Consider the following 18354-nt stretch of genomic DNA (forward strand, 5'->3'; position numbering starts at 1 on the left):
CTACGTGAGCCGCCGCAATGACCCATTGGTCCCTCGACCAGGCCCGAAAGACCTATTCCATCCCGCATTGGGCGGAAGGGTACTTCGACGTGGACAGCGCCGGCCGCATCGTGGTGTCCCCCAAGGGCGCGCAGGGGCCGCAGATCCCGCTACCCGATGTGGTGGACGCCGCACGTGCCAACGGTGCCAAGCTGCCGCTGCTGGTGCGCTTCCCGGACATCCTGGGCGATCGGCTGGGAAAACTGCAGTCGGCGTTCGCACAGGCGCAGAGTGAATGGGAGTATCCGGGCGGCTATACCGCCGTTTACCCGATCAAGGTCAATCAGCACCGCGGCGTGGCGGGGACGCTCGCTTCGCACGCCGGTGAAGGCTTTGGTCTGGAAGCCGGCAGCAAGCCCGAGCTGATGGCGGTGCTGGCGCTGTCGCGCCCGGGCGGACTGATCGTCTGCAATGGCTACAAGGATCGCGAGTACATCCGTCTGGCACTGATCGGGCGCAAGCTGGGACTGCAGACCTTCATCGTGGTGGAGAAGCCTTCCGAGCTGCCGTTGATCATGGAAGAAGCGCGTGCGTTGGGGGTGCGCCCCGGTCTCGGCGTGCGTATGCGGCTGGCATCCCTGGGTGCGGGCAAGTGGCAGAACAGCGGCGGCGACAAGGCCAAGTTCGGCCTTAGTCCGCGTCAAGTGCTGGACATGTGGAAGTACCTGCGCGACTCGGGCATGGAAGATGCGTTGGGGCTGCTGCATTTCCACATGGGCTCGCAGATATCCAACGTGCGCGACATCGCCAATGGCATGCGCGAAGCGACCCGCTATTTCATCGAGCTATCCAAGTTGGGTGCCACGATCAGCCACGTCGACGTCGGCGGCGGGCTGGGCATCGACTACGAAGGCACGCGTTCGCGCAGCTACTGCTCGATCAACTACGGCCTTAACCAATACGCTTCCAATATCGTGCAGCCGCTGGCCGAGGCCTGCGAACAGCATGGACTGGCGGCGCCGCGCATCGTCACCGAATGCGGACGCGCCATGACCGCGCATCACGCCGTGCTGGTCGCCAATGTTTCAGAGGTGGAGCGCGCGCCGGAAGGCCGCGTGCCGCCCGCGCATGAGGACGAGCCGGCGGTCATCCGCCACCTGCGCGAGATCCACGGCGAACTGGACGCGCGCCCGGCGGTGGAGTTGTTCCATGAAGCCCAGCACCACCATAGCGAAGGCCTGTCGCTGTATGCGTTGGGGCAGATCGACCTCACTCACCGCGCGCGCATCGACGATCTTTTCTATGCGATCGCCCACTCCGTGCGCGGCCGCCTGAGCAGCGACGAGCGCAGCCACCGCGATCTGCTGGATGAATTGAACGAGCGCTTGGTCGACAAGTACTTCGTCAACTTCAGCGTGTTCGAATCCATTCCCGATGTGTGGGCCATCGATCAAGTGTTCCCCATCGTGCCGATCGAGCGATTGGACGAGACGCCCGATCGTCGTGGCGTGATAGCGGACATGACCTGCGATTCGGACGGCATGGTGAAGACCTATGTCGAAAATGAAGGTCTGGATTCCTCCATGCCACTGCACAGCCTGAAATCCGGTGAGAGCTACCGCCTGGGCATTTTCCTGGTAGGCGCCTATCAGGAAATCCTGGGCGACATCCATAACCTGTTCGGCGATACCGATGCGGTGGAAGTCAGCACTGATGCCGGTACGGGTTACCTCCTGAACCAGCAACGCCGTGGTGATACCACCGACGTGATGCTGGACTACGTGGGCTACAAACTGGACGATCTGCGCGCGGTATATGCCGAGCGCGTGGCGAACGCACAGCTGCCTGCCGGCGAATCAAAAATGTTGTCCGAAGCGCTGGAAGCCGGGCTGACTGGCTATACCTATCTGTCGGATGAGCCGTTGGCGTGACGCTGTTCCTTCAAGCCGAAGGGGGGGAACTTCATCGGCATCGAGTCTGACTAATCTACCCGTCATCCTCGCGATGAGAAGCCAGCGGATCCTCTTGCCTTCTCCCCTCGGGAGAAGGTGCCCGGAGGGCGGATGGGGGAATGGCAGTGACTCGCTATCGGCATTCGCTACACGCGGACACTTCATGCCCTCATCCGTCGCTGCGCGCCACCCCCGCCTTCGCGAGGGCAGGCTCTTCTCCCGAGGGGAGAAGGGACAGGTCTACTGCCGCGCCACCTGAAATCCCGCGAATGACTGCGTCACCGGCATCAGTTCCAGCCGGTTGATGTTGAGGTGCGGCGGTAGCGTCGCGACCCAGTACAGCGTCTCGGCGATATCTTCGGCCGTCATCGGCTGGGCGCCGTTGTAGAGCTTTTCGGACGCTTGCTGGTCGCCATGCGTGCGCACCAGGGTAAATTCGGTCTCCGCCATGCCCGGTTCGATGGACGTCACGCGGACGCCGGTACCGTGCAGATCCGAGCGCAGGCCCAGCGAGAACTGGGTGACGAAGGCCTTGGTGCCGCCGTAGGTATTGCCCCCAGGATAGGGGTAGCTGCCTGCGATCGAACTGATGTTGATGATGGCGCCCTTGCGCGCGATCAGCGCAGGCAACAACCGATGAGTCAGCATGACCAGGCTGGTGATGTTGGTATCGATCATGGTGCGCCAATCGTCCAGGCTGGCGTTCTGCGCGGGGGCGGTACCCAACGCCAGGCCGGCGTTGTTGATCAGCAGGTCGATGTCGCGGAAACCTTCGGGCAGTGCCGTCAATGCGGCGTCCATGGCGGCTTCGTCGCGGATATCGAAACAAGCCGCATGGACCTTGTCGGCGCCCAGTTCGTCGATCAGCATCCGCAGGCGGTCGGCCCGGCGGCCGGTCGCGATCACGCGCCAACCGGCACTAGCGAAGCGCCTGACAGCTGCGGCACCGAAGCCAGACGTGCCGCCGGTGATGAGGACGGTTCGTGTCATCTGGAAACCTTGAATCGAGAATGTTGAATGGGCAGCCGGGAAGCGCACGGACCGGCGAAGATCATGGAGCGGAAACAGAAGTTCTTGAATGCGGCAGCGCCGACGTCCTTGTTCCTGCCGATTCCCGTCTGCCTATTCCCCATTCCCGGCTTCGCTCACTGCGCCTTGATGGCCATCGCTGGCAAGCCACCGTTGGCGAGTTTCTGTTTGGCGTCGGCCAGTTCGCTGGCGGTGCCGTACGGCCCCATGCGCACCCGGTATACCGTTTTGCCGTTGATCTGCGCCGATTCGACGCGTGCGCCCAGACCCAGCAAGGCGATCTTGGCCTTGGCCGCTTCCGCATCGCCGGAAGCGCCGAACGCACCTGCTTGCAGGATGTAGCGCGCGCCGGTGTTGGCGCTGGCGACCGTGGTGGCTGTGTTCGTCTCGGTGACAGGCTTGGCCGGTGCGACGGTCGCCGCCGTCACCGTGGAGGTGTTGGCGGGCGTCGGCCTGTTGTCCGGGGTCTCTGTCACAGGCGTTGGATTGCGTGGAAGCGTGGTCGCTGGCGGAGCAACCGGAGTGTCGTTGCCGGCGGTCAACAAGGCGCGCGCTCTGCGTGCATCTTCCTCGCGCGCACTGGCGGCGAGTTCCGCATCGGACATCTGCACTTCCTTGCCCGGCAGCAACGTGTAGAAGTCGTACTGAGTTTCTTTCGGCGCTTCGTCCGTGGCCGTGGGCTGCTGTGTGGAGACGGGCGGTTCGGGAGCCACTTCTTCCACACTGGTCACGTCTGCCGGTGCTGGCTGCGCATCCGGGTTGGGCTGCGGACGGAAGAAACCATCGCCGTCCTTCTTCAGCAGACCGGGCGCGATGAAGAAGATGGCGACACCAACCAGCAGCCCGAGCAGCAGCCACACCCACGCCGGAGTGGCTTGATTGGAATGACGTGTCGCCTGGCTTTTGCCGCGTCTTGCAGCCATTACTTGCTCTCCACTTACATGCGCTCCGGGGCGCTGACGCCCAACAATTCAAGTCCGTTCGCCAACGCCTGCCGGACCGCCAAGGCCACCGCCAAGCGTGCGTTACGCACGGCTGCGTCGTCGATCAGGATCGGTGCGCCGTCGTACCACGTCTGGAAAGCATAGGCCAACTCGCGCAGGTATTGCGCGATCAAGTGGGGCTCCAACGCCTGGCCCGCGCCTTCCACGGTTTCGGGATAACGCGAGAGCTCGACCATCAGCAACAACGAGGGTTCGTCGCTCAGTTGATCCAAGGCCGCGATGCCCTGCGCCTGGTCGTAGACGTAGCCTTTTTCGGCTGCTTTGCGCACCAGGCTGCAGATACGCGCGTGGGCGTATTGCACGTAGTAAACCGGGTTGTCCTTGCTCTGTTCACGGGCCAGGTCGATATCGAAGGTGAGCTGCGAATCCGGCTTGCGGGCGATCAGGAACCAGCGTGTGGCATCGCAGCCGGCTTCTTCGACCAGGTCGCGCAACGTGAAGTAGCTGCCTGCCCGTTTGGAAAGCTTCACTTCCTCGCCACCGCGCATCACCGTGACCATCTGGTGCAGCACGTATTCCGGCCAGCCTTGCGGAATGCCTTCGCCCAACGCCTGCAGACCGGCGCGTACGCGGGCCAGGCTGCCGTGGTGGTCGGCGCCCAATTCAGTGATGGCGCGCTCGTAACCGCGCTGCCATTTGGACATGTGGTAGGCGATATCGGGCACGAAGTAGGTATAGGTGCCATCCGACTTGCGCATGACGCGGTCTTTGTCGTCTCCGAAGTCGGTGCTCCGCAGCCATAGCGCGCCGCCTTCCTCATAGGTGTGGCCGGAGGCGATCAGCTTGCGCACGGTCTCTTCGACTTTATCGTCGGCGTACAGCGAGCTTTCCAGGAAGTAGGTGTCGAAGGAGACGCGAAATGCGGCCAGGTCCAGATTCTGCTCGCGGCGCAGATAGGCCACGGCGAAGCGGCGAATGGCGTCGCGGTCGGCGGGATCTTTCTCACCAGTGACGGAATGGCCTTCGAACTCGACCGTATCGCCATTGAGATAAGCCTGGGCCACATCGGCGATGTATTCACCGCGATAACCGTCTTCCGGCCAATCGGCGCTATCGGGCGTCTTGCCTAATGCGCGCGCCTGTACCGATTTGGCCAGGTTCTCGATCTGCACGCCAGCATCGTTGTAGTAGAACTCGCGCTTGGTGTTCCAACCGTTGGCGGCCAGCACCCTCGCTATGCAGTCGCCGATGGCGGCGGCGCGTCCGTGGCCAACGTGCAGCGGACCGGTGGGATTGGCCGACACGTATTCCACGCCGACCGTTTTGCCTGCTCCTGAGGTATTGCGGCCGTATGCCGCGCCTTGCGACAAGGCGGTGGCGACCTCGCGCTGGTAGGCGCCTGGCGACAGATGGAAATTGATGAAGCCGGGGCCGGCAATCTGCACCTGGGTGACGTCTTCGCTGGCAGGCAAAGCCTCTACCAGTGCGGTGGCAATGGCGCGCGGATTGCTGCGCGCCGCTTTTGCCAGAAGCATGGCGGCGTTGGTGGCGAAATCGCCATGTTCGCGAGTCTTGGGACGCTCGACCACGAAGTCCGGCGTAGGCGTATCGGCCGGAAGAGTGCCGGCATTGCGCAGGGCATCGATGCCCCGAGTGATCAGGGCGCGGAGTAAGGGTTTCACGGAAGTTCTACTGGAACGTGGGAAACGGTGATTTTAGCCGAGTGCGGGCGAGCGTGCCCCGCGGAAACTGGAAGCGAGTGAGGCTTTGCTCTATCTCCCCTTTGCCAAGCGCTTCTCAACAGCCGAATGGCTGGTCAAGGGGGATTGAGGGGATTTGCTGTTGCCTGTCATACCAATCCTCGCGCCGCCATGGAAAGCGGCAAACCGTCCCCAATCACGAAATGGTCCAGCAGGCGGATCTCCACCAGCGCCAGCGCCTCCTTCAGCTTGAGCGTGATGTTGCGGTCGGCCGTGGAGGGTTCGGAGCAGCCGGAAGGGTGGTTATGCCCCACGATCACCGCCGCCGCGTTATGAGCCAGCGCCCGACGGACTACTTCGCGCGGGTGGATTTCCGCGCTGTCGATGGAACCCTGGAACAGCTCCTCGAACGCCACAGTGCGATGCCGGGTATCCATGAACAAGGCGGCGAAGACTTCCTGGGGACGCCCTCTCAACCGCTGCGCGAAGTACCGTCCCGCCGCAGCAGGATCGGTAACCGCCAGGCCCCGTTCCAGCGAAGCGGCCAGATATCGATGGCCCAGTTCCAGCGCCGCCGCCAACTGGCAGGCTCGGGCAGGGCCCAGCGCAGGCAGCTTGGACATCTCTGCCGGCGGCCGTTCCAGCAGTTTGCGCAAGGGGCCATGACGGGCCAATAGATCGCGCGCCGTGGTGACCGCATCGCTGCCGCGCAAGCCGGAGCCCAGGAATATGGCCAGCAGTTCGGCATCGCTCAGTGCCGCGGCGCCGCGGCTGAGCAGCTTTTCGCGGGGACGTTCTTCGGCGGGCCAATCGCGGATGTGCATAGAACCAGAATGCATTTCGATCTGCGTACGTGCCGTCAGGCTTTACAGGCGCATCGGGTAAGCTAACCGCTGGTTCGGAGGTAGGAAATCGCTGACGTGACAGGATCGACGCAACCGCCCTCGCTGGGGAACCAGCGCATTCTGTTGTGCGTGGGCGGTGGAATCGCCGCTTACAAATCGCTGGAACTGGTACGGCGTTTGAAAGAGGCGGGTGCCGAAGTGCAGGTCGCGATGACCGCCGGCGCGCAGCAGTTCGTCACCCCTTTGAGCTTCCAGGCGCTGTCGGGGCACCCCATTCGCACCACCTTGTGGGATAGCGCGGCGGAAGCGGCGATGGGTCATATCGAACTGGCGCGCTGGGCCAGCCGCATCCTGATTGCTCCGGCCACCGCCGACTTGCTTGCCAAGCTGGCGCACGGCTTCGCCGATGACCTGGTGACCACGCTCTGCCTGGCGACCACGGCGCCGATCACGGTGGCGCCGGCCATGAACCATCGCATGTGGCTGCACCCGGCCACCCAAGGCAACATCGCTACTCTGCGCGAGCGTGGCGTGCAGGTGATTGGTCCGGAAGACGGTCCGTTGGCCGAGGGCGAATCCGGTCCTGGCCGGCTAAGCGAACCGGAAGCCATCGTGGCCGCACTGGCCGTCGGGCAGGTTGCCCATTCAGCAGGCGCGGCTGACGACAGCCTGGCCGGAATCAAGCTGGTGGTCAGCGCCGGACCCACTTATGAGGATCTGGATCCGGTCCGTTACCTCGGCAATCGCAGCAGCGGCAAGATGGGTTTCGCGGTGGCGGCGAGTGCCGCGAAACGAGGTGCCGAAGTCTTGCTGGTGGCCGGTCCAGTGACTTTGCCGACACCGCCTGGGGTGACCCGGGTGAATGTGCGATCGGCTGCGCAGATGCGCGAAGCAGTGTTCGCCGCATTTCCCGCCGACATCTATATTGGGGCGGCTGCTGTCGCCGATTACACCCCGCGGCTACCGGCGGCGAACAAGATCAAGAAGTCCAGCGAGTCGCTGGCGCTGGATTTGGTGCGCACACCGGACATCCTGTCCGAGGTGGCGGCACAGACGCAGGGATTGAAGCTGGTGGTGGGCTTTGCGGCGGAAACAGAAAAGGTCGCCGAATACGCCCGCAAGAAATTGGTTGCCAAGCGGTTGGACATGATCGTCGCCAACCGCGTCGGTATCGCCGATGGGGGCTTTGAGAGCGACAGCAATGCAATGACCGCGTACTGGAAAGATGGCGAGCGGGCCTTCGCCTCGGCACCCAAGACGCAGCTGGCTGATGAACTCATGGATCTGATCGTGGAGCGCCTGAACGCATGACCCTGCTATCCGCCCCGCGCGCCGTGGAAGTGAAGCTGCTGGATCCCCGCTTCGGCGATGCCTGGCCGTTGCCGGCTTATGCCACGGACGCCAGTGCCGGGATGGACCTGCGCGCGGCGATCGAAACGCCGCTGGTCCTGGAACCCGGCGACACCGCCTTGGTGCCCAGTGGCATCGCTTTGCATTTGGGTGATCCACAACTATGCGCAGTGGTGCTGCCGCGTTCCGGCCTGGGCCATCGCCATGGCATCGTGCTGGGCAACGGTACCGGTCTGATCGATGCCGATTACCAGGGGCCGTTGTTGATCAGTGTCTGGAATCGAGGCCATGCAGCCTTCACCATCGAGCCGGGCGACCGCATTGCTCAGCTCGTGGTCCTGCCGGTAGTGCGGGTAAGCCTGCAAGTGGTGGATAGTTTTGCCGACAGCACGCGCGGTGCTGGCGGTTTTGGCCACACAGGCGTCCGTTGACAGGGGAAAACGAGAATGGCTGAGACTAGCGAGAGCAAGTCGGCACTGCAGATACCGCAACTCGGGCGAGCGTTGCCGCTATTGGCGGTGCTGCTGCTGTTGTTGGCCGCATGGCTGGGGTGGATGGGCGTACGCCAGTGGCAAGACACCCAGATGGCGGAAGGCCTGCAGCAGGCGCGCGACAACGCGGTGGCTGCGCTGACATCCGCGCATGCTGCGCAAGTCCGCAAATTGACCGAACGCCTGGCTTCGCCGCCAGTCAAGGACGCGTTGGCGGCGAACGATACGGCCGCCGCTACCGCCGCTATCCAGAAAGACTGGCCGCAAGTCGAGCAGGTCGAAATACTGCCCTCTAGCCTGGATGCCGGTTATGCCGAACCGGAGGCATTCGGCTACAGCAAGCTGGCACTGCTCGAAGATGGTTTGCGCGCGGACCAGGTGGCAGCCCGAGTAATACGCGATGGCAAGCAACCTAAATTCGGCCTGGCGGCCACCGTGCCGCAGGGCGTGATGTATGTGCGGTTGCCATTGACTGAATTGACTGCCGGTTTTGATGCGATCACCGTGGCAGACAAGGCGTACCTGGCTTTGCGCCAAGGCAGCTACAACGTTAGCGAGAAAGGCAACGCCGCGCTCAGCGAGGGTGCCGAAGTACTGGCGCATACCGTTGGCAAAACGGGATTGCGGGTAGCGGCGGCGGTACCCGACAGCGAGGGCGGCGCATTCGGCCTGGACGCGGTGCCCAACCTTATCCTGGCGGCGGCACTCGCCGTGATCGCGGTGCTGCTGTTGCTGGTAGCGCGCGGAGGTATCCGACTGCCCCGTCTGACATCGCGCAAGAAAGCCGAGGAAGCAGGCGACGAAACCACATTGGGGCAGGCCCTGCAGCGTGAACCGCTGCCACCGCCCACCCGTGCTACGCCTCCCCCCCCGAAGGATGAGTACATGAGACAGATTGCAGTCGATCCTGGAATTTTCCGGGCCTATGACATTCGCGGCATCGTTGGCCAGACCTTGAACATCGAGGTGGCCGAACTGATCGGCCAAGCCATCGGTACCGTGATGCAGGAAGCGGATCTGAACGACATCGTGGTCGGACGGGACGGGCGCCTTTCTGGTCCGGATCTGGTGGATGGATTGATCGCCGGCCTGCGCCGGGCTGGTCGCAATGTGGTCGATATCGGCATGGCGCCAACCCCGGTCGCATATTTCGCCGCCTATCATCTGCGGACCGGGAGCTGCGTCGCCGTCACCGGCAGCCACAACCCACCGGACTACAACGGTTTCAAGATCGTGGTGGGCGGACAAACCCTCTCCGGCGATGCGATCACCGATCTGTACAACCGGATCAATGAAAACCGCCTGCATGTGGGCAAGACCCATGGCGATCTGCAGCAGCGCGATGTGGCGGCCGATTACATCCAGCGCATCGCCGATGACGTGCAACTGGACCGCCCGCTCAAAGTGGTGGTCGATGCCGGCAACGGCGTGGCGGGCGATATCGCGCCGCAACTACTGGAAGCAATCGGCGCTGAAGTCATTCCGCTCTATTGCGAGGTGGACGGGACTTTCCCCAATCACCATCCCGATCCCAGCGAGCCGCACAACCTGGAGGACCTGATCCAGACGGTGAAACGCTTCGACGCCGACATCGGCGTGGCGTTCGATGGCGATGGCGATCGCCTGGGCGTGGTGACCAAGGAAGGCGAGATCGTGTTCCCCGACCGGCTATTGATGCTGTTCGCTGCCGATGTGCTGGAACGCAACCCGGGTGCCCTGATCATCTACGACGTCAAATGCACCGGCAAGCTGCAAGCCTGGGTGCTGCGTTACGGCGGCACCCCCATGATGTGGAAGACCGGGCATTCTCTGATCAAGGCCAAGATGCGCGAAACCGGCGCCGAACTGGCCGGCGAAATGAGCGGCCACTTCTTCTTCCAGGAACGCTGGTACGGATTTGACGATGGCCTGTATTCGGCAGCGCGCCTGCTGGAGATTCTGGCAGGCCGTCCCGAAACACCGTCGGAAGTGCTGGCGACGCTACCTGATGGCATCTCCACTCCGGAGCTCAAGGTGCCGGTGGACACCGGCACGCCGCACGAAGTGGTGCAACGATTCGTCGACACGGCCCACTTCGAAGGCGCCCGCATTTCTACCACCGATGGCTTGCGCGCTGACTGGGACGATGGCTGGGGACTGCTGCGAGCGTCCAACACAACGCCCATCCTGGTGTTGCGCTTCGAAGCCGACAACCAGGAGGCGCTGGCGCGTATCAAGGATGCGTTCCGCGCCCATCTGTTGACGATCGCGCCAGAACTGAAGCCGACGTTCTAGAGAGCCCGGAGCCTGGAGCTTGGAGCCGAGAACCGAGAACCGAGAACCGAGAACCTCAACGTTTCTACCTCCCCCTTTGAAAAAGGGGGACCGAGGGGGATTTGCTCTTGATCTTCCGACGCAACCGAAAGGCAGCGACTCCCACGGCACCGTAGGCGAGAATCGCCAACGCGTGATCAAAAACGCACGAGAGCCTCCGGTGTCCGGCAACTTCCGCGATGCTTCTCGCGCCCTATTGCGTGGACGTGGGCTTGGCGGCGGGTGGATTGGCCGCTGTGGAGCTCTCAGGCGTAGCGGCCGGCAGGAGACCTTTCTTCACGCGGTAACGCTGGAGGATCTCGGCGATTTCCGCATCCAGTTCGACGCGCTGCCTTTCGAAATTCAGCTGCAACCGGTGCTGGCGCAACAGTGCGGCATGGCGTTGGCGGATGGTGCTAGTCATTTCCGGAGGAATCGGCTTGCCCGCCATTTCCCGATCACCCGTGGTCTGCAGCAAGCTGACCAGGCCGTCGCGCAAGCTGGCCACGTTGAAGCGGGCGGTGCGGACATTGTTGTCGACAATCGCGGTGCGCTCCCCAAATACACGGCGCAACTCGTCTTCCGTGCGGTAGGAGAGCAGCATGGCTTCATCGGTACGGCGGCGGGTTTCCTCAGCGGCCAGGTCGAGCTGCCGCTGGGCGGCTTCCACGGCGGCTTGCGCACGCTCGTCTTCGGTTAGCGCGCGCTGCACTTCGCCGACCTTCAGGCCGCTCTGGGCGCTGATCTCCTCGCGCGCGGCGTTTACCGCTTCGGCGGGCAAGGCATCGCTGCAGATGCGCTGGCCGTTCTGGTTCCAGCAGTAAAGTTTCTTGGATGCCGTGCCGGCTTGCGCCGCCGCCGCGGATGGCAACAGCGCCAGCAGCGTGGCCGCCAGCCATAGTGGTATGTTCCGCATCATCGCAGCCCCCTGCTGCAATCAATCCGAATGTACGCTGCCGTAGCTCGCCCGGTAGGCGAGTAGACGGTCGCGATGATGCACAAGTTCGGCGCTTTCGCCGGCAAAAGCAAGCAGGTCGTGCAGGCTGGCCACCGCTATCACCGGCACGCCAGTTTCTTCCGACACGGTCTGTGCGGCAGAGCGGCGGGCACCGGATTCGCCTGCCAGTGGATCGCCCATCACTTCCTGACGGTCCAGCGCCACCACGATGCCGGCGGGGGTGCCGCCACCGGCGCGGATCAGCCCCAACGCTTCGCGGATGGCGGTGCCGGCAGTGATCACATCGTCCACGATCAGCACTCGGCGATCGGCCAGCGGAGCACCGATCAGCAACCCGCCTTCCCCGTGGTCCTTGATTTCCTTGCGGTTGAACGCCACCGGAAGATCGCGGCCGCGGCGTGCGAATTCGCACGCGACTGCTGTCGCCAGCGGAATGCCTTTGTAGGCGGGGCCGAACAGCAGATCGAATTCGACACCTGAAGCTTCCACGGCATCGGCATAGCAGGCCGCCAGTTCGTCCAGCTTGGCTCCGCTGTCGAAGCGCCCGGCGTTGAAGAAATAAGGGCTGAGCCGCCCGGATTTCAGCGTGAATTCGCCAAAACGCAGTGCCTGCGCACGCAGCGCCAACTGCAGGAAACGGGAACGATGATCTTGCACGGTCGTCGCCGGGTGGGGAGGGATATAGGGAGCGTAACTGAATCCAATTAAGAACGCGTAGTGGCTCTGGACAGCAGGTTATGCTTGCCCCTTCTCGCCAGACCACCATTCCGCATCATGAGAGTCGTCAGTTTCAATGCCAACGGGCTGCGCTCGGCAGCCAACAAGGGGTTCTTCGATTGGTTCTCCAAACAGCAGGCAGATGTCCTGTGCGTGCAGGAAACCAAGGCGCAGGAGCATCAACTGGCCGGGCCCGCATTCCTGCCCGAGGGATACAAGGCCTGGTTCCGCGATGCCACTACCAAGAAGGGCTACAGCGGCGTGGCGGTCTACAGCCGGCGTGAACCCGACGAAGTGCGGACGGCGCTGGGCTGGGACGCGTTCGACGAGGAAGGACGCTACCTGGAGGCACGCTTCGGCAACCTGAGCGTGGTGTCGTTCTATATTCCTTCGGGATCGTCCGGCGAGATGCGCCAGGATTTCAAGTTCAAGGTGATGGACTGGCTGGCACCGATCTTTCAGGAATGGCTGAAGAGCGGCCGCGACTACGTGCTATGCGGCGACTGGAACATCGTGCGCTCGCGCATGGACATCAAGAACTGGACCTCCAACCAGAAGAACTCCGGCTGCCTGCCGGCCGAGCGCGACTGGCTCAATGGCCTGTGCGTGGAAGAAGGCGGCTGGGTGGACGCGTACCGGGCGCTCAACCCGGAAGGCCAGGATTACACTTGGTGGAGTAACCGCGGCGCGGCACGCGCTAACAACGTCGGTTGGCGCATCGACTACCAGATCGTTACCCCATCGCTACGCAACAAGCTGAAAGCCTGCTCGATCTATACCGGCGAGCGATTCTCGGACCATGCGCCATTTACGGTGGATTACGCCGAATGAATCAAGCCAGCGTTGGCGCCACGACGACATCGTACAAAGGGTGGGCCGGCATCAAGCGCGCCTTTGGCACGCCTTCGGCGCTGACCATGTTGTTCCTGGGCTTCGGCAGCGGCTTGCCGTTCCTGCTGATCGCATCGATGACACTGTCCACTCGCTTGCGCGATGTCGGGCTGGATCTGGGCAGTATCGGGCTGATCAGCCTGGCGAGCTTCTTTTATTTGTTGAAGTTCCTGTGGGCGCCGTTGATCGATCGCTACGTTTTCCCGTTGACCGCATTCCTGGGGCGTCGCCGCTCATGGCTGCTGGCGGCGCAACTGGGTGTGGCGATCGGTTTGGTGGCGTTGGCGTTCACGCGACCGGAGTTGGGCGTCACCTCACTGGTGGTATGGGTGCTGATCGCGTCCTTTGCCGGTGCCACGCAGGATTCGGCGGTGGATGCCTACCGCATCGAGATCGCTCCCGCGATCGCGCAGGCTGCGCTCGCGGCGACCTATACGCTCGGTTACCGCATCGGGCTGATCCTGGCGGGTGCGGGAGCGCTGTACATCGCGGAGTTCAGTGGATGGAAGTCGGCGTATCTGTGGATGGCGGCGCTGATGGTATTGCCCATCGCCGCCACCCTGTTGAGCCGGGAGCCGATTGCCCCTGAGACGACGGTAATTCGCAAGATCGATTTCATGGGGGCATTCTGGCAGCCGTTTTCGAGCTTTTTCTCCACCAACGGCCTGTTGCTGGGCTTGTCGCTGTTGTTGTTCGTCGGCTTGTTCAAGTTCCCCGACCAGGTCATCGGCGTAATGGCCGGACCGTTTTATCTGGATTCGGGCTACACCAAGGCTGATATCGCAACCGTGTCCAAGCTCTATGGAGTGTGGACCGGGATTGCTGGTGCCTTCCTGGGTGGGTTTTGCGTCGCGGCTTTCGGTTTCCGTCGCATGCTGGCGGTCGCGGCTCTAGCGGTGGCGCTGTCCAACCTCGCTTTCCTGTTCATGGCGGAGAACCCGTCGCAGATCTGGGCCTTCTACGCCGCCATCACCGCCGACAATCTATCCCAGGGTTTCGCGGGAACCGTGCTGGTGGCGTTCATGTCGTCGCTCACCAATCGCAATTTCACCGCGACCCAGTACGCGTTGCTTGTATCGCTGGCGAACCTGCCGGGCAAGTTCGTTGGCGGCGTATCCGGATATATCGTGGAAGCCTCGTCCTACAGCACGTTCTTCCTGCTGAGTGCCATGACAGTGGTACCGACGCTGCTATTGCTTGCCTGGCTGTGGAGGCGTATCAAGGATCCGGTGGTGAGCGGCGAATCGGCGTGAGTACGGCCGCCGTGGCTGTGTTGCGAATCAAGGGGACAACATGACCGACATCGTGCTGAAGGACATCGACCCGGTGCTGGCCGACCGCATCCGCCGTGTCGCCGCAGCCCGCGGTTGGAACATCCACGAAACCATCTTCAACCTGCTGGAACAGGGCTTGTTCGCCTGCGAGGCCGAAGTGCGGAGTGGTTTCGACAATAACGAGGTCGATGTGTTGTCGGCGGCTATCAATGCCTTGAAGGAAGTTCCGGCGGGCAAGGGGTTCTGAGACCGCCGATCCACGATTCCGCTGCTCCGGCGCGACAGCGGTGCTTAGCCTTCCGTTTCTCGCACATCCGTCATCAGCTTCGCGGCGGGATCCAGCGCTATGAGATCCTCTTTGATCTCACCGAGCAGGGTGTCCGGCAACCTGCCGCACCATGAGCTTGCGCCGCTCATGCAGAACTGGAAAGGCAGGCGGACACGAGAAGGCACCGGCTGCCCCCTGACGATCTCGTTTTGGAAACGCCAGAGCTTCGCGCTACGTGCGGCCACGGCTTCAAAGGTGTTCCGCATGGCGCCCGAACCGGGCGACGTATCGGATTTCTCGGTCAGCACCGAGATAACGTCGCCTTTCGGATCCAGTTGAAGCATCAAGATGACGTAGCCCTCGGCTCCCGCCTTAACCGCTGCCTTTGGATAGGCAGGGCGCACTCGATAGCGGGCGCGAGGCCCGGTAGTGGCATCGAGCACCCGCACCGTGAAGGTGTTGTCGCTATTGACCTGCGCTTCCATTTTTACGCGGACGAAGGTCCGCGTGTCCACCGCGGCGCCATCCACCTCGGCTGGCTGGAATTCCCAACGGGCGATTCGCTGGGCTACCTCATTCTTCAGCCGGGTCTGGACGGCTTCGTTCTTGGCGGCACGCTCGATATCGAATATCTGTATCACTTTCGCCGGTCCCTGCGCGGGCACTTCCATCTCCGCAATGGCTTCGAAGAAGATGGTTTGCCCTGCAAAAACGTCTGACACTATTGCCATCAAGAACAAGGCCAGTCCGTATCGTTTCATTGTCGAATTCCCCTGATGACCTATTCCGGTGCTCAGCCGAGATCTAACCCACATTCTAAGCAGGATAGACCGCCCCCAGCACGCGTGGCCCTTTCGCCCCTGTAACCGACGGCAGGTTGCCTGGTCGTCCTGCCAGGGTTTCGCGAGCCAGCCAGGCAAAGCCCATGGCTTCCACGTAATCCGGATCCAGGCCGTGCGCGGCCGTCGACTCGACCAACACGCCCGGCAAATGCGCCGTGATCCGCGCCATCAATGCCCGGTTGTGCACGCCACCGCCGCAGATCAACACCCGCTGGGTATCGGACTGAGTCGCGCGTAGTGCATCAGCCACCGTGATCGCGGTGAGTTCCAGTAGCGTGGCCTGTACATCGGCCGGCGCTTGATCGTGGCTATCCAGTTGCGCTTCCAGCCAACGCAGGTGGAACTGTTCGCGGCCGGTGCTTTTGGGCGGCGGCAGCAAAAACCACGGATCGGCGAGCAAACGCGACAGCAAGGCATCATCCACCCGGCCGCTGGCTGCGAAGGTGCCTGCGGCATCGAAAGGTTTGCCGGTGTGCCGCTCGCACCATGCGTCCATCAGCGCGTTGGCCGGGCCGGTATCGAATCCGCGAACATCGCCCTGCTTCGGAAGCAAGGTGAAATTGCCGATGCCGCCGAGGTTCAAAACGGCTCGGTTTTCATTTGGCGCATGCAGCAGCGCGGCGTGGAATGCGGGCATCAACGGCGCACCATGACCACCCGCTGCCACATCACGGCGGCGAAAGTCGGCGACGGTATTTATCCCCGCGCGTTCGGCAATGACATTGCCGTCGCCCAGCTGCAAAGTGAAAGGGGGGTCAGCGTGTGGCCGATGGCGGATGGTCTGCCCATGTGAGCCGATGGCCGTCACATTGCTGCGTGAGAGATCCGCGGCGCCGATCAGGCTCAAGGCGGCATCGGCGAATGCCAGGGCAGTCTTTGCATCCAGCGAGCCCAGCGCATCCAGCGATGCCATGTCGGCACCCTGTCCCAGCGCGATCAGTTCCTCACGCAGGGCCGGCTCCCACGGAAACGTGCGACCCATGATCAATTCGCAGCGTAGCGGCGATGAGTCTTCGTAGAACCGCACCAACGCAGCGTCGATGCCATCGGCGCTAGTGCCGGAAATCAGGCCCAGGTACAGGGTGGAAGCCGCAGGCAAGAGATCAGGCATGGAAACCGGGATTCCAAAAAGTAGAAAGGCGGGCTGTGAAGCCCGCCTATTCAACCACAACGCGATTTATCCGATCTGCAGCTATCAGCCTTTCTTCGGCTTTGCGTTTGTTCCGGGCTTGGAAGCCGCCGCGGCCTTCTGCGACGGCGAGGTGTCGGCGCCGACGTCGGCATAGATGATGTTCTCGACGGTGCGAATACGCGCCAGCGCATTCGCCGTCTGGGTACGGAACGAAGCCAGTTGCGCGCCGGACAGCGGTTCCGGTGGCGGCATGGTGACCGACAGCGGATTGCGGTGAACGCCGTTGACGCGGAATTCGTAATGCAGGTGCGGGCCAGTGGAAAGGCCGGTGGTGCCCACGTAGCCAATCACGGTGCCTTGCGCCACGCGCTGGCCTTGCTTGATATTGCCCAACCGCGACATGTGGCCGTACAGCGTGGTGTGGCCGCGGCCATGATCCAGGATGACGGTGCGGCCGTAGCCGCCTTGCCAGCCTGCGAATTGAACCCGCGCGTCACCTGCGGCCATGATCGGGGTGCCGGTCGACGCCGCATAGTCCACGCCTTTATGCATGCGCATCGTGCCCAGCACGGGGTGGCGGCGCGCACCGAACTTGGAACTCAGTCGTGCGTATTGGATGGGCATGCGAATGAAGCTTTTCTTCAGCGGCCGGCCTTCGGCGGTGAAGTATTCCGGCTTGCCTCCCGTGCGCGCATAGCGGAAACCGGAATGCAGTTTGCCCTTGACGGTGAAAGTGGCGGCCAGCACCGGGCTGGTTTCCACCAGTTCGCCTTCGCGCCAGGTTTGCTCCACGACGACGCTGAAACGGTCATCAGCGCCCAGGTCGGAGTTGAAATCGATGTCGTATTTGAAGATGTCATCGGTCAGCGAGCGGATGTTGGCTGCCGTGAGCCCTGCGTTACGAGCGGAACGGTTCAATGAACGGCCGACCTTGCCGCTGAGGACCACCGTGCGGGTGGCGGTCTCGCGGGCGATGACTTTTTCCCTGACCGTATCGCCGACCAATGAGAGTTCGACCCGGTGTGCCGGACCGCGGTCGTAGCGCAGGGTCCGCAGCGTGCCGGTCACCGGCAGATCGAAGCCGATCTCGGTACCCGGCTTGAGCCGGGTCAATGCGGCCTTGGCATCCGCATTCTTCAGAATCAGGTGCATGGTGGTGGCGGGAATGCCAAGCTCTTCGAAGATCGCGCCCAGGGTTTGGCCTGGCTTGACCTTCACCATCTGCCAGCTATCACCGTCAGTACCTGCCAGCTCCTCGGAGGGTAGTTCAGGCAATTGCAGCGTCAGCGTCGCCCGAGGTTCCGACATCGGCACCTGGATGGCATTGGAGAAACCCGGCACGATGGTGGCCACCAGAATGCCGATGGTGGTGAACAAACTGGCGTGAATCCAATGGCGGCGCGTCCAGCGGCCAGCCGGCAAATGGCGCTTCATCCGCTGATGCAGCGTTGTATCGCGCAGGACTTCCAGGCGTTCCTGGAAACGTTGCTTACGGCGGTCGCCGTCCCCGTGAGATTGCATTGTCTAAACCCGGGTCCAAGAAGGAGACCCAATCGGCGTACCATAGACACACGAAATGTCCGCGTCAAATCATTGAGTTCATTAGCTTTTTGACTGGCGTCACGGATCGCTTTGGTTTAACTTTCGCTTCACTTTAATAACTAGCCTTTCACGGCGCCACATCCACTGG

At 62.7% G+C, this 18354-nt stretch carries 16 protein-coding genes; 7 read left to right on the forward strand and 9 right to left on the reverse strand.

Annotated elements, in window-relative coordinates:
• Positions 1-17: 17 nt before the first annotated feature.
• Complete coding sequence (speA, locus tag AADW18_RS13535; RefSeq protein ID WP_337343915.1) at positions 18-1910, forward strand: arginine decarboxylase; 1893 nt, start codon at positions 18-20, stop codon at positions 1908-1910.
• A 261-nt stretch (positions 1911-2171) separates the two neighbouring features.
• Here speA and AADW18_RS13540 read toward each other — a convergent pair whose 3' ends face one another.
• The 4 genes from AADW18_RS13540 to radC all read right to left on the reverse strand — a co-directional run bounded on the left by AADW18_RS13540 (position 2172) and on the right by radC (position 6428).
• Positions 2172-2921: an SDR family oxidoreductase gene (locus AADW18_RS13540; RefSeq protein ID WP_337343916.1), complete on the reverse strand. Its 750-nt coding sequence runs from the start codon at positions 2919-2921 to the stop codon at positions 2172-2174.
• A 155-nt stretch (positions 2922-3076) separates the two neighbouring features.
• Complete coding sequence (locus AADW18_RS13545; RefSeq protein ID WP_337343917.1) at positions 3077-3883, reverse strand: SPOR domain-containing protein; 807 nt, start codon at positions 3881-3883, stop codon at positions 3077-3079.
• A 14-nt stretch (positions 3884-3897) separates the two neighbouring features.
• Positions 3898-5586: an arginine--tRNA ligase gene (gene argS / locus AADW18_RS13550; RefSeq protein ID WP_337343918.1), complete on the reverse strand. Its 1689-nt coding sequence runs from the start codon at positions 5584-5586 to the stop codon at positions 3898-3900.
• A gap of 167 nt (positions 5587-5753) precedes the next feature.
• Positions 5754-6428, reverse strand: coding sequence for a DNA repair protein RadC (gene radC, locus AADW18_RS13555; protein WP_337344004.1), 675 nt, complete (start codon positions 6426-6428; stop codon positions 5754-5756).
• Positions 6429-6524: 96 nt separating this feature from the next.
• On the opposite strand from radC, the gene coaBC reads away from it, so the two are divergent.
• From coaBC to AADW18_RS13570, 3 genes are read left to right on the forward strand one after another with little or no spacing between them, the layout of a single operon-like run.
• Complete coding sequence (gene coaBC, locus AADW18_RS13560) at positions 6525-7760, forward strand: bifunctional phosphopantothenoylcysteine decarboxylase/phosphopantothenate--cysteine ligase CoaBC (RefSeq protein WP_337343919.1); 1236 nt, start codon at positions 6525-6527, stop codon at positions 7758-7760.
• Entirely contained in the window at positions 7757-8230 is a 474-nt protein-coding gene (gene dut / locus AADW18_RS13565) for a dUTP diphosphatase (protein ID WP_337343920.1), read from the forward strand. The genes coaBC and dut overlap by 4 nt, the downstream gene beginning before the upstream one ends.
• A 15-nt stretch (positions 8231-8245) precedes the next feature.
• Positions 8246-10564: a phosphomannomutase/phosphoglucomutase gene (locus AADW18_RS13570; RefSeq protein WP_337343921.1), complete on the forward strand. Its 2319-nt coding sequence runs from the start codon at positions 8246-8248 to the stop codon at positions 10562-10564.
• A gap of 232 nt (positions 10565-10796) precedes the next feature.
• Here the strand turns inward: AADW18_RS13570 and AADW18_RS13575 are convergent, their stop codons facing one another.
• Complete coding sequence (locus tag AADW18_RS13575; protein ID WP_337343922.1) at positions 10797-11501, reverse strand: hypothetical protein; 705 nt, start codon at positions 11499-11501, stop codon at positions 10797-10799.
• Positions 11502-11519: 18 nt separating this feature from the next.
• Positions 11520-12197 carry an orotate phosphoribosyltransferase gene (gene pyrE / locus AADW18_RS13580; protein WP_337343923.1) on the reverse strand — a complete coding sequence of 226 codons (678 nt, stop codon included), beginning with the start codon at positions 12195-12197 and terminating at the stop codon, positions 11520-11522.
• 117 nt (positions 12198-12314) lie between these two features.
• On the opposite strand from pyrE, the gene AADW18_RS13585 reads away from it, so the two are divergent.
• From AADW18_RS13585 to AADW18_RS13595, 3 genes are read left to right on the forward strand one after another with little or no spacing between them, the layout of a single operon-like run.
• Positions 12315-13088, forward strand: a complete 774-nt coding sequence (locus AADW18_RS13585; protein WP_337343924.1) for an exodeoxyribonuclease III — start codon at positions 12315-12317, stop codon at positions 13086-13088.
• A complete protein-coding gene (locus AADW18_RS13590; RefSeq protein ID WP_337343925.1) occupies positions 13085-14401 on the forward strand; it encodes an MFS transporter in 1317 nt (438 codons plus the stop codon). Before AADW18_RS13585 ends, AADW18_RS13590 begins: the two co-directional genes overlap by 4 nt.
• Positions 14402-14441: 40 nt before the next feature.
• Positions 14442-14669: a hypothetical protein gene (locus AADW18_RS13595; protein ID WP_337343926.1), complete on the forward strand. Its 228-nt coding sequence runs from the start codon at positions 14442-14444 to the stop codon at positions 14667-14669.
• Positions 14670-14713: 44 nt separating this feature from the next.
• On the opposite strand, the gene AADW18_RS13600 is transcribed toward AADW18_RS13595, so the two are convergent.
• From AADW18_RS13600 to AADW18_RS13610, 3 genes are all read right to left on the reverse strand, one after another.
• Positions 14714-15451, reverse strand: coding sequence for an energy transducer TonB (locus AADW18_RS13600; RefSeq protein ID WP_337343927.1), 738 nt, complete (start codon positions 15449-15451; stop codon positions 14714-14716).
• A gap of 55 nt (positions 15452-15506) precedes the next feature.
• On the reverse strand, positions 15507-16643 hold the full coding sequence (locus AADW18_RS13605; RefSeq protein WP_337343928.1) for an anhydro-N-acetylmuramic acid kinase: 1137 nt from the start codon (positions 16641-16643) through the stop codon (positions 15507-15509).
• An 84-nt stretch (positions 16644-16727) separates the two neighbouring features.
• The gene (locus tag AADW18_RS13610) at positions 16728-18185 is read right to left on the reverse strand and encodes a peptidoglycan DD-metalloendopeptidase family protein (RefSeq protein ID WP_337343929.1); all 1458 of its coding nucleotides are present in this window, start codon (positions 18183-18185) and stop codon (positions 16728-16730) included.
• Between the last annotated feature and the right edge of the window lie 169 nt (positions 18186-18354).

Source organism: Pseudoxanthomonas sp. CCNWLY206-1 (assembly GCF_039710385.1).
Classification (GTDB): domain Bacteria; phylum Pseudomonadota; class Gammaproteobacteria; order Xanthomonadales; family Xanthomonadaceae; genus Pseudoxanthomonas_A.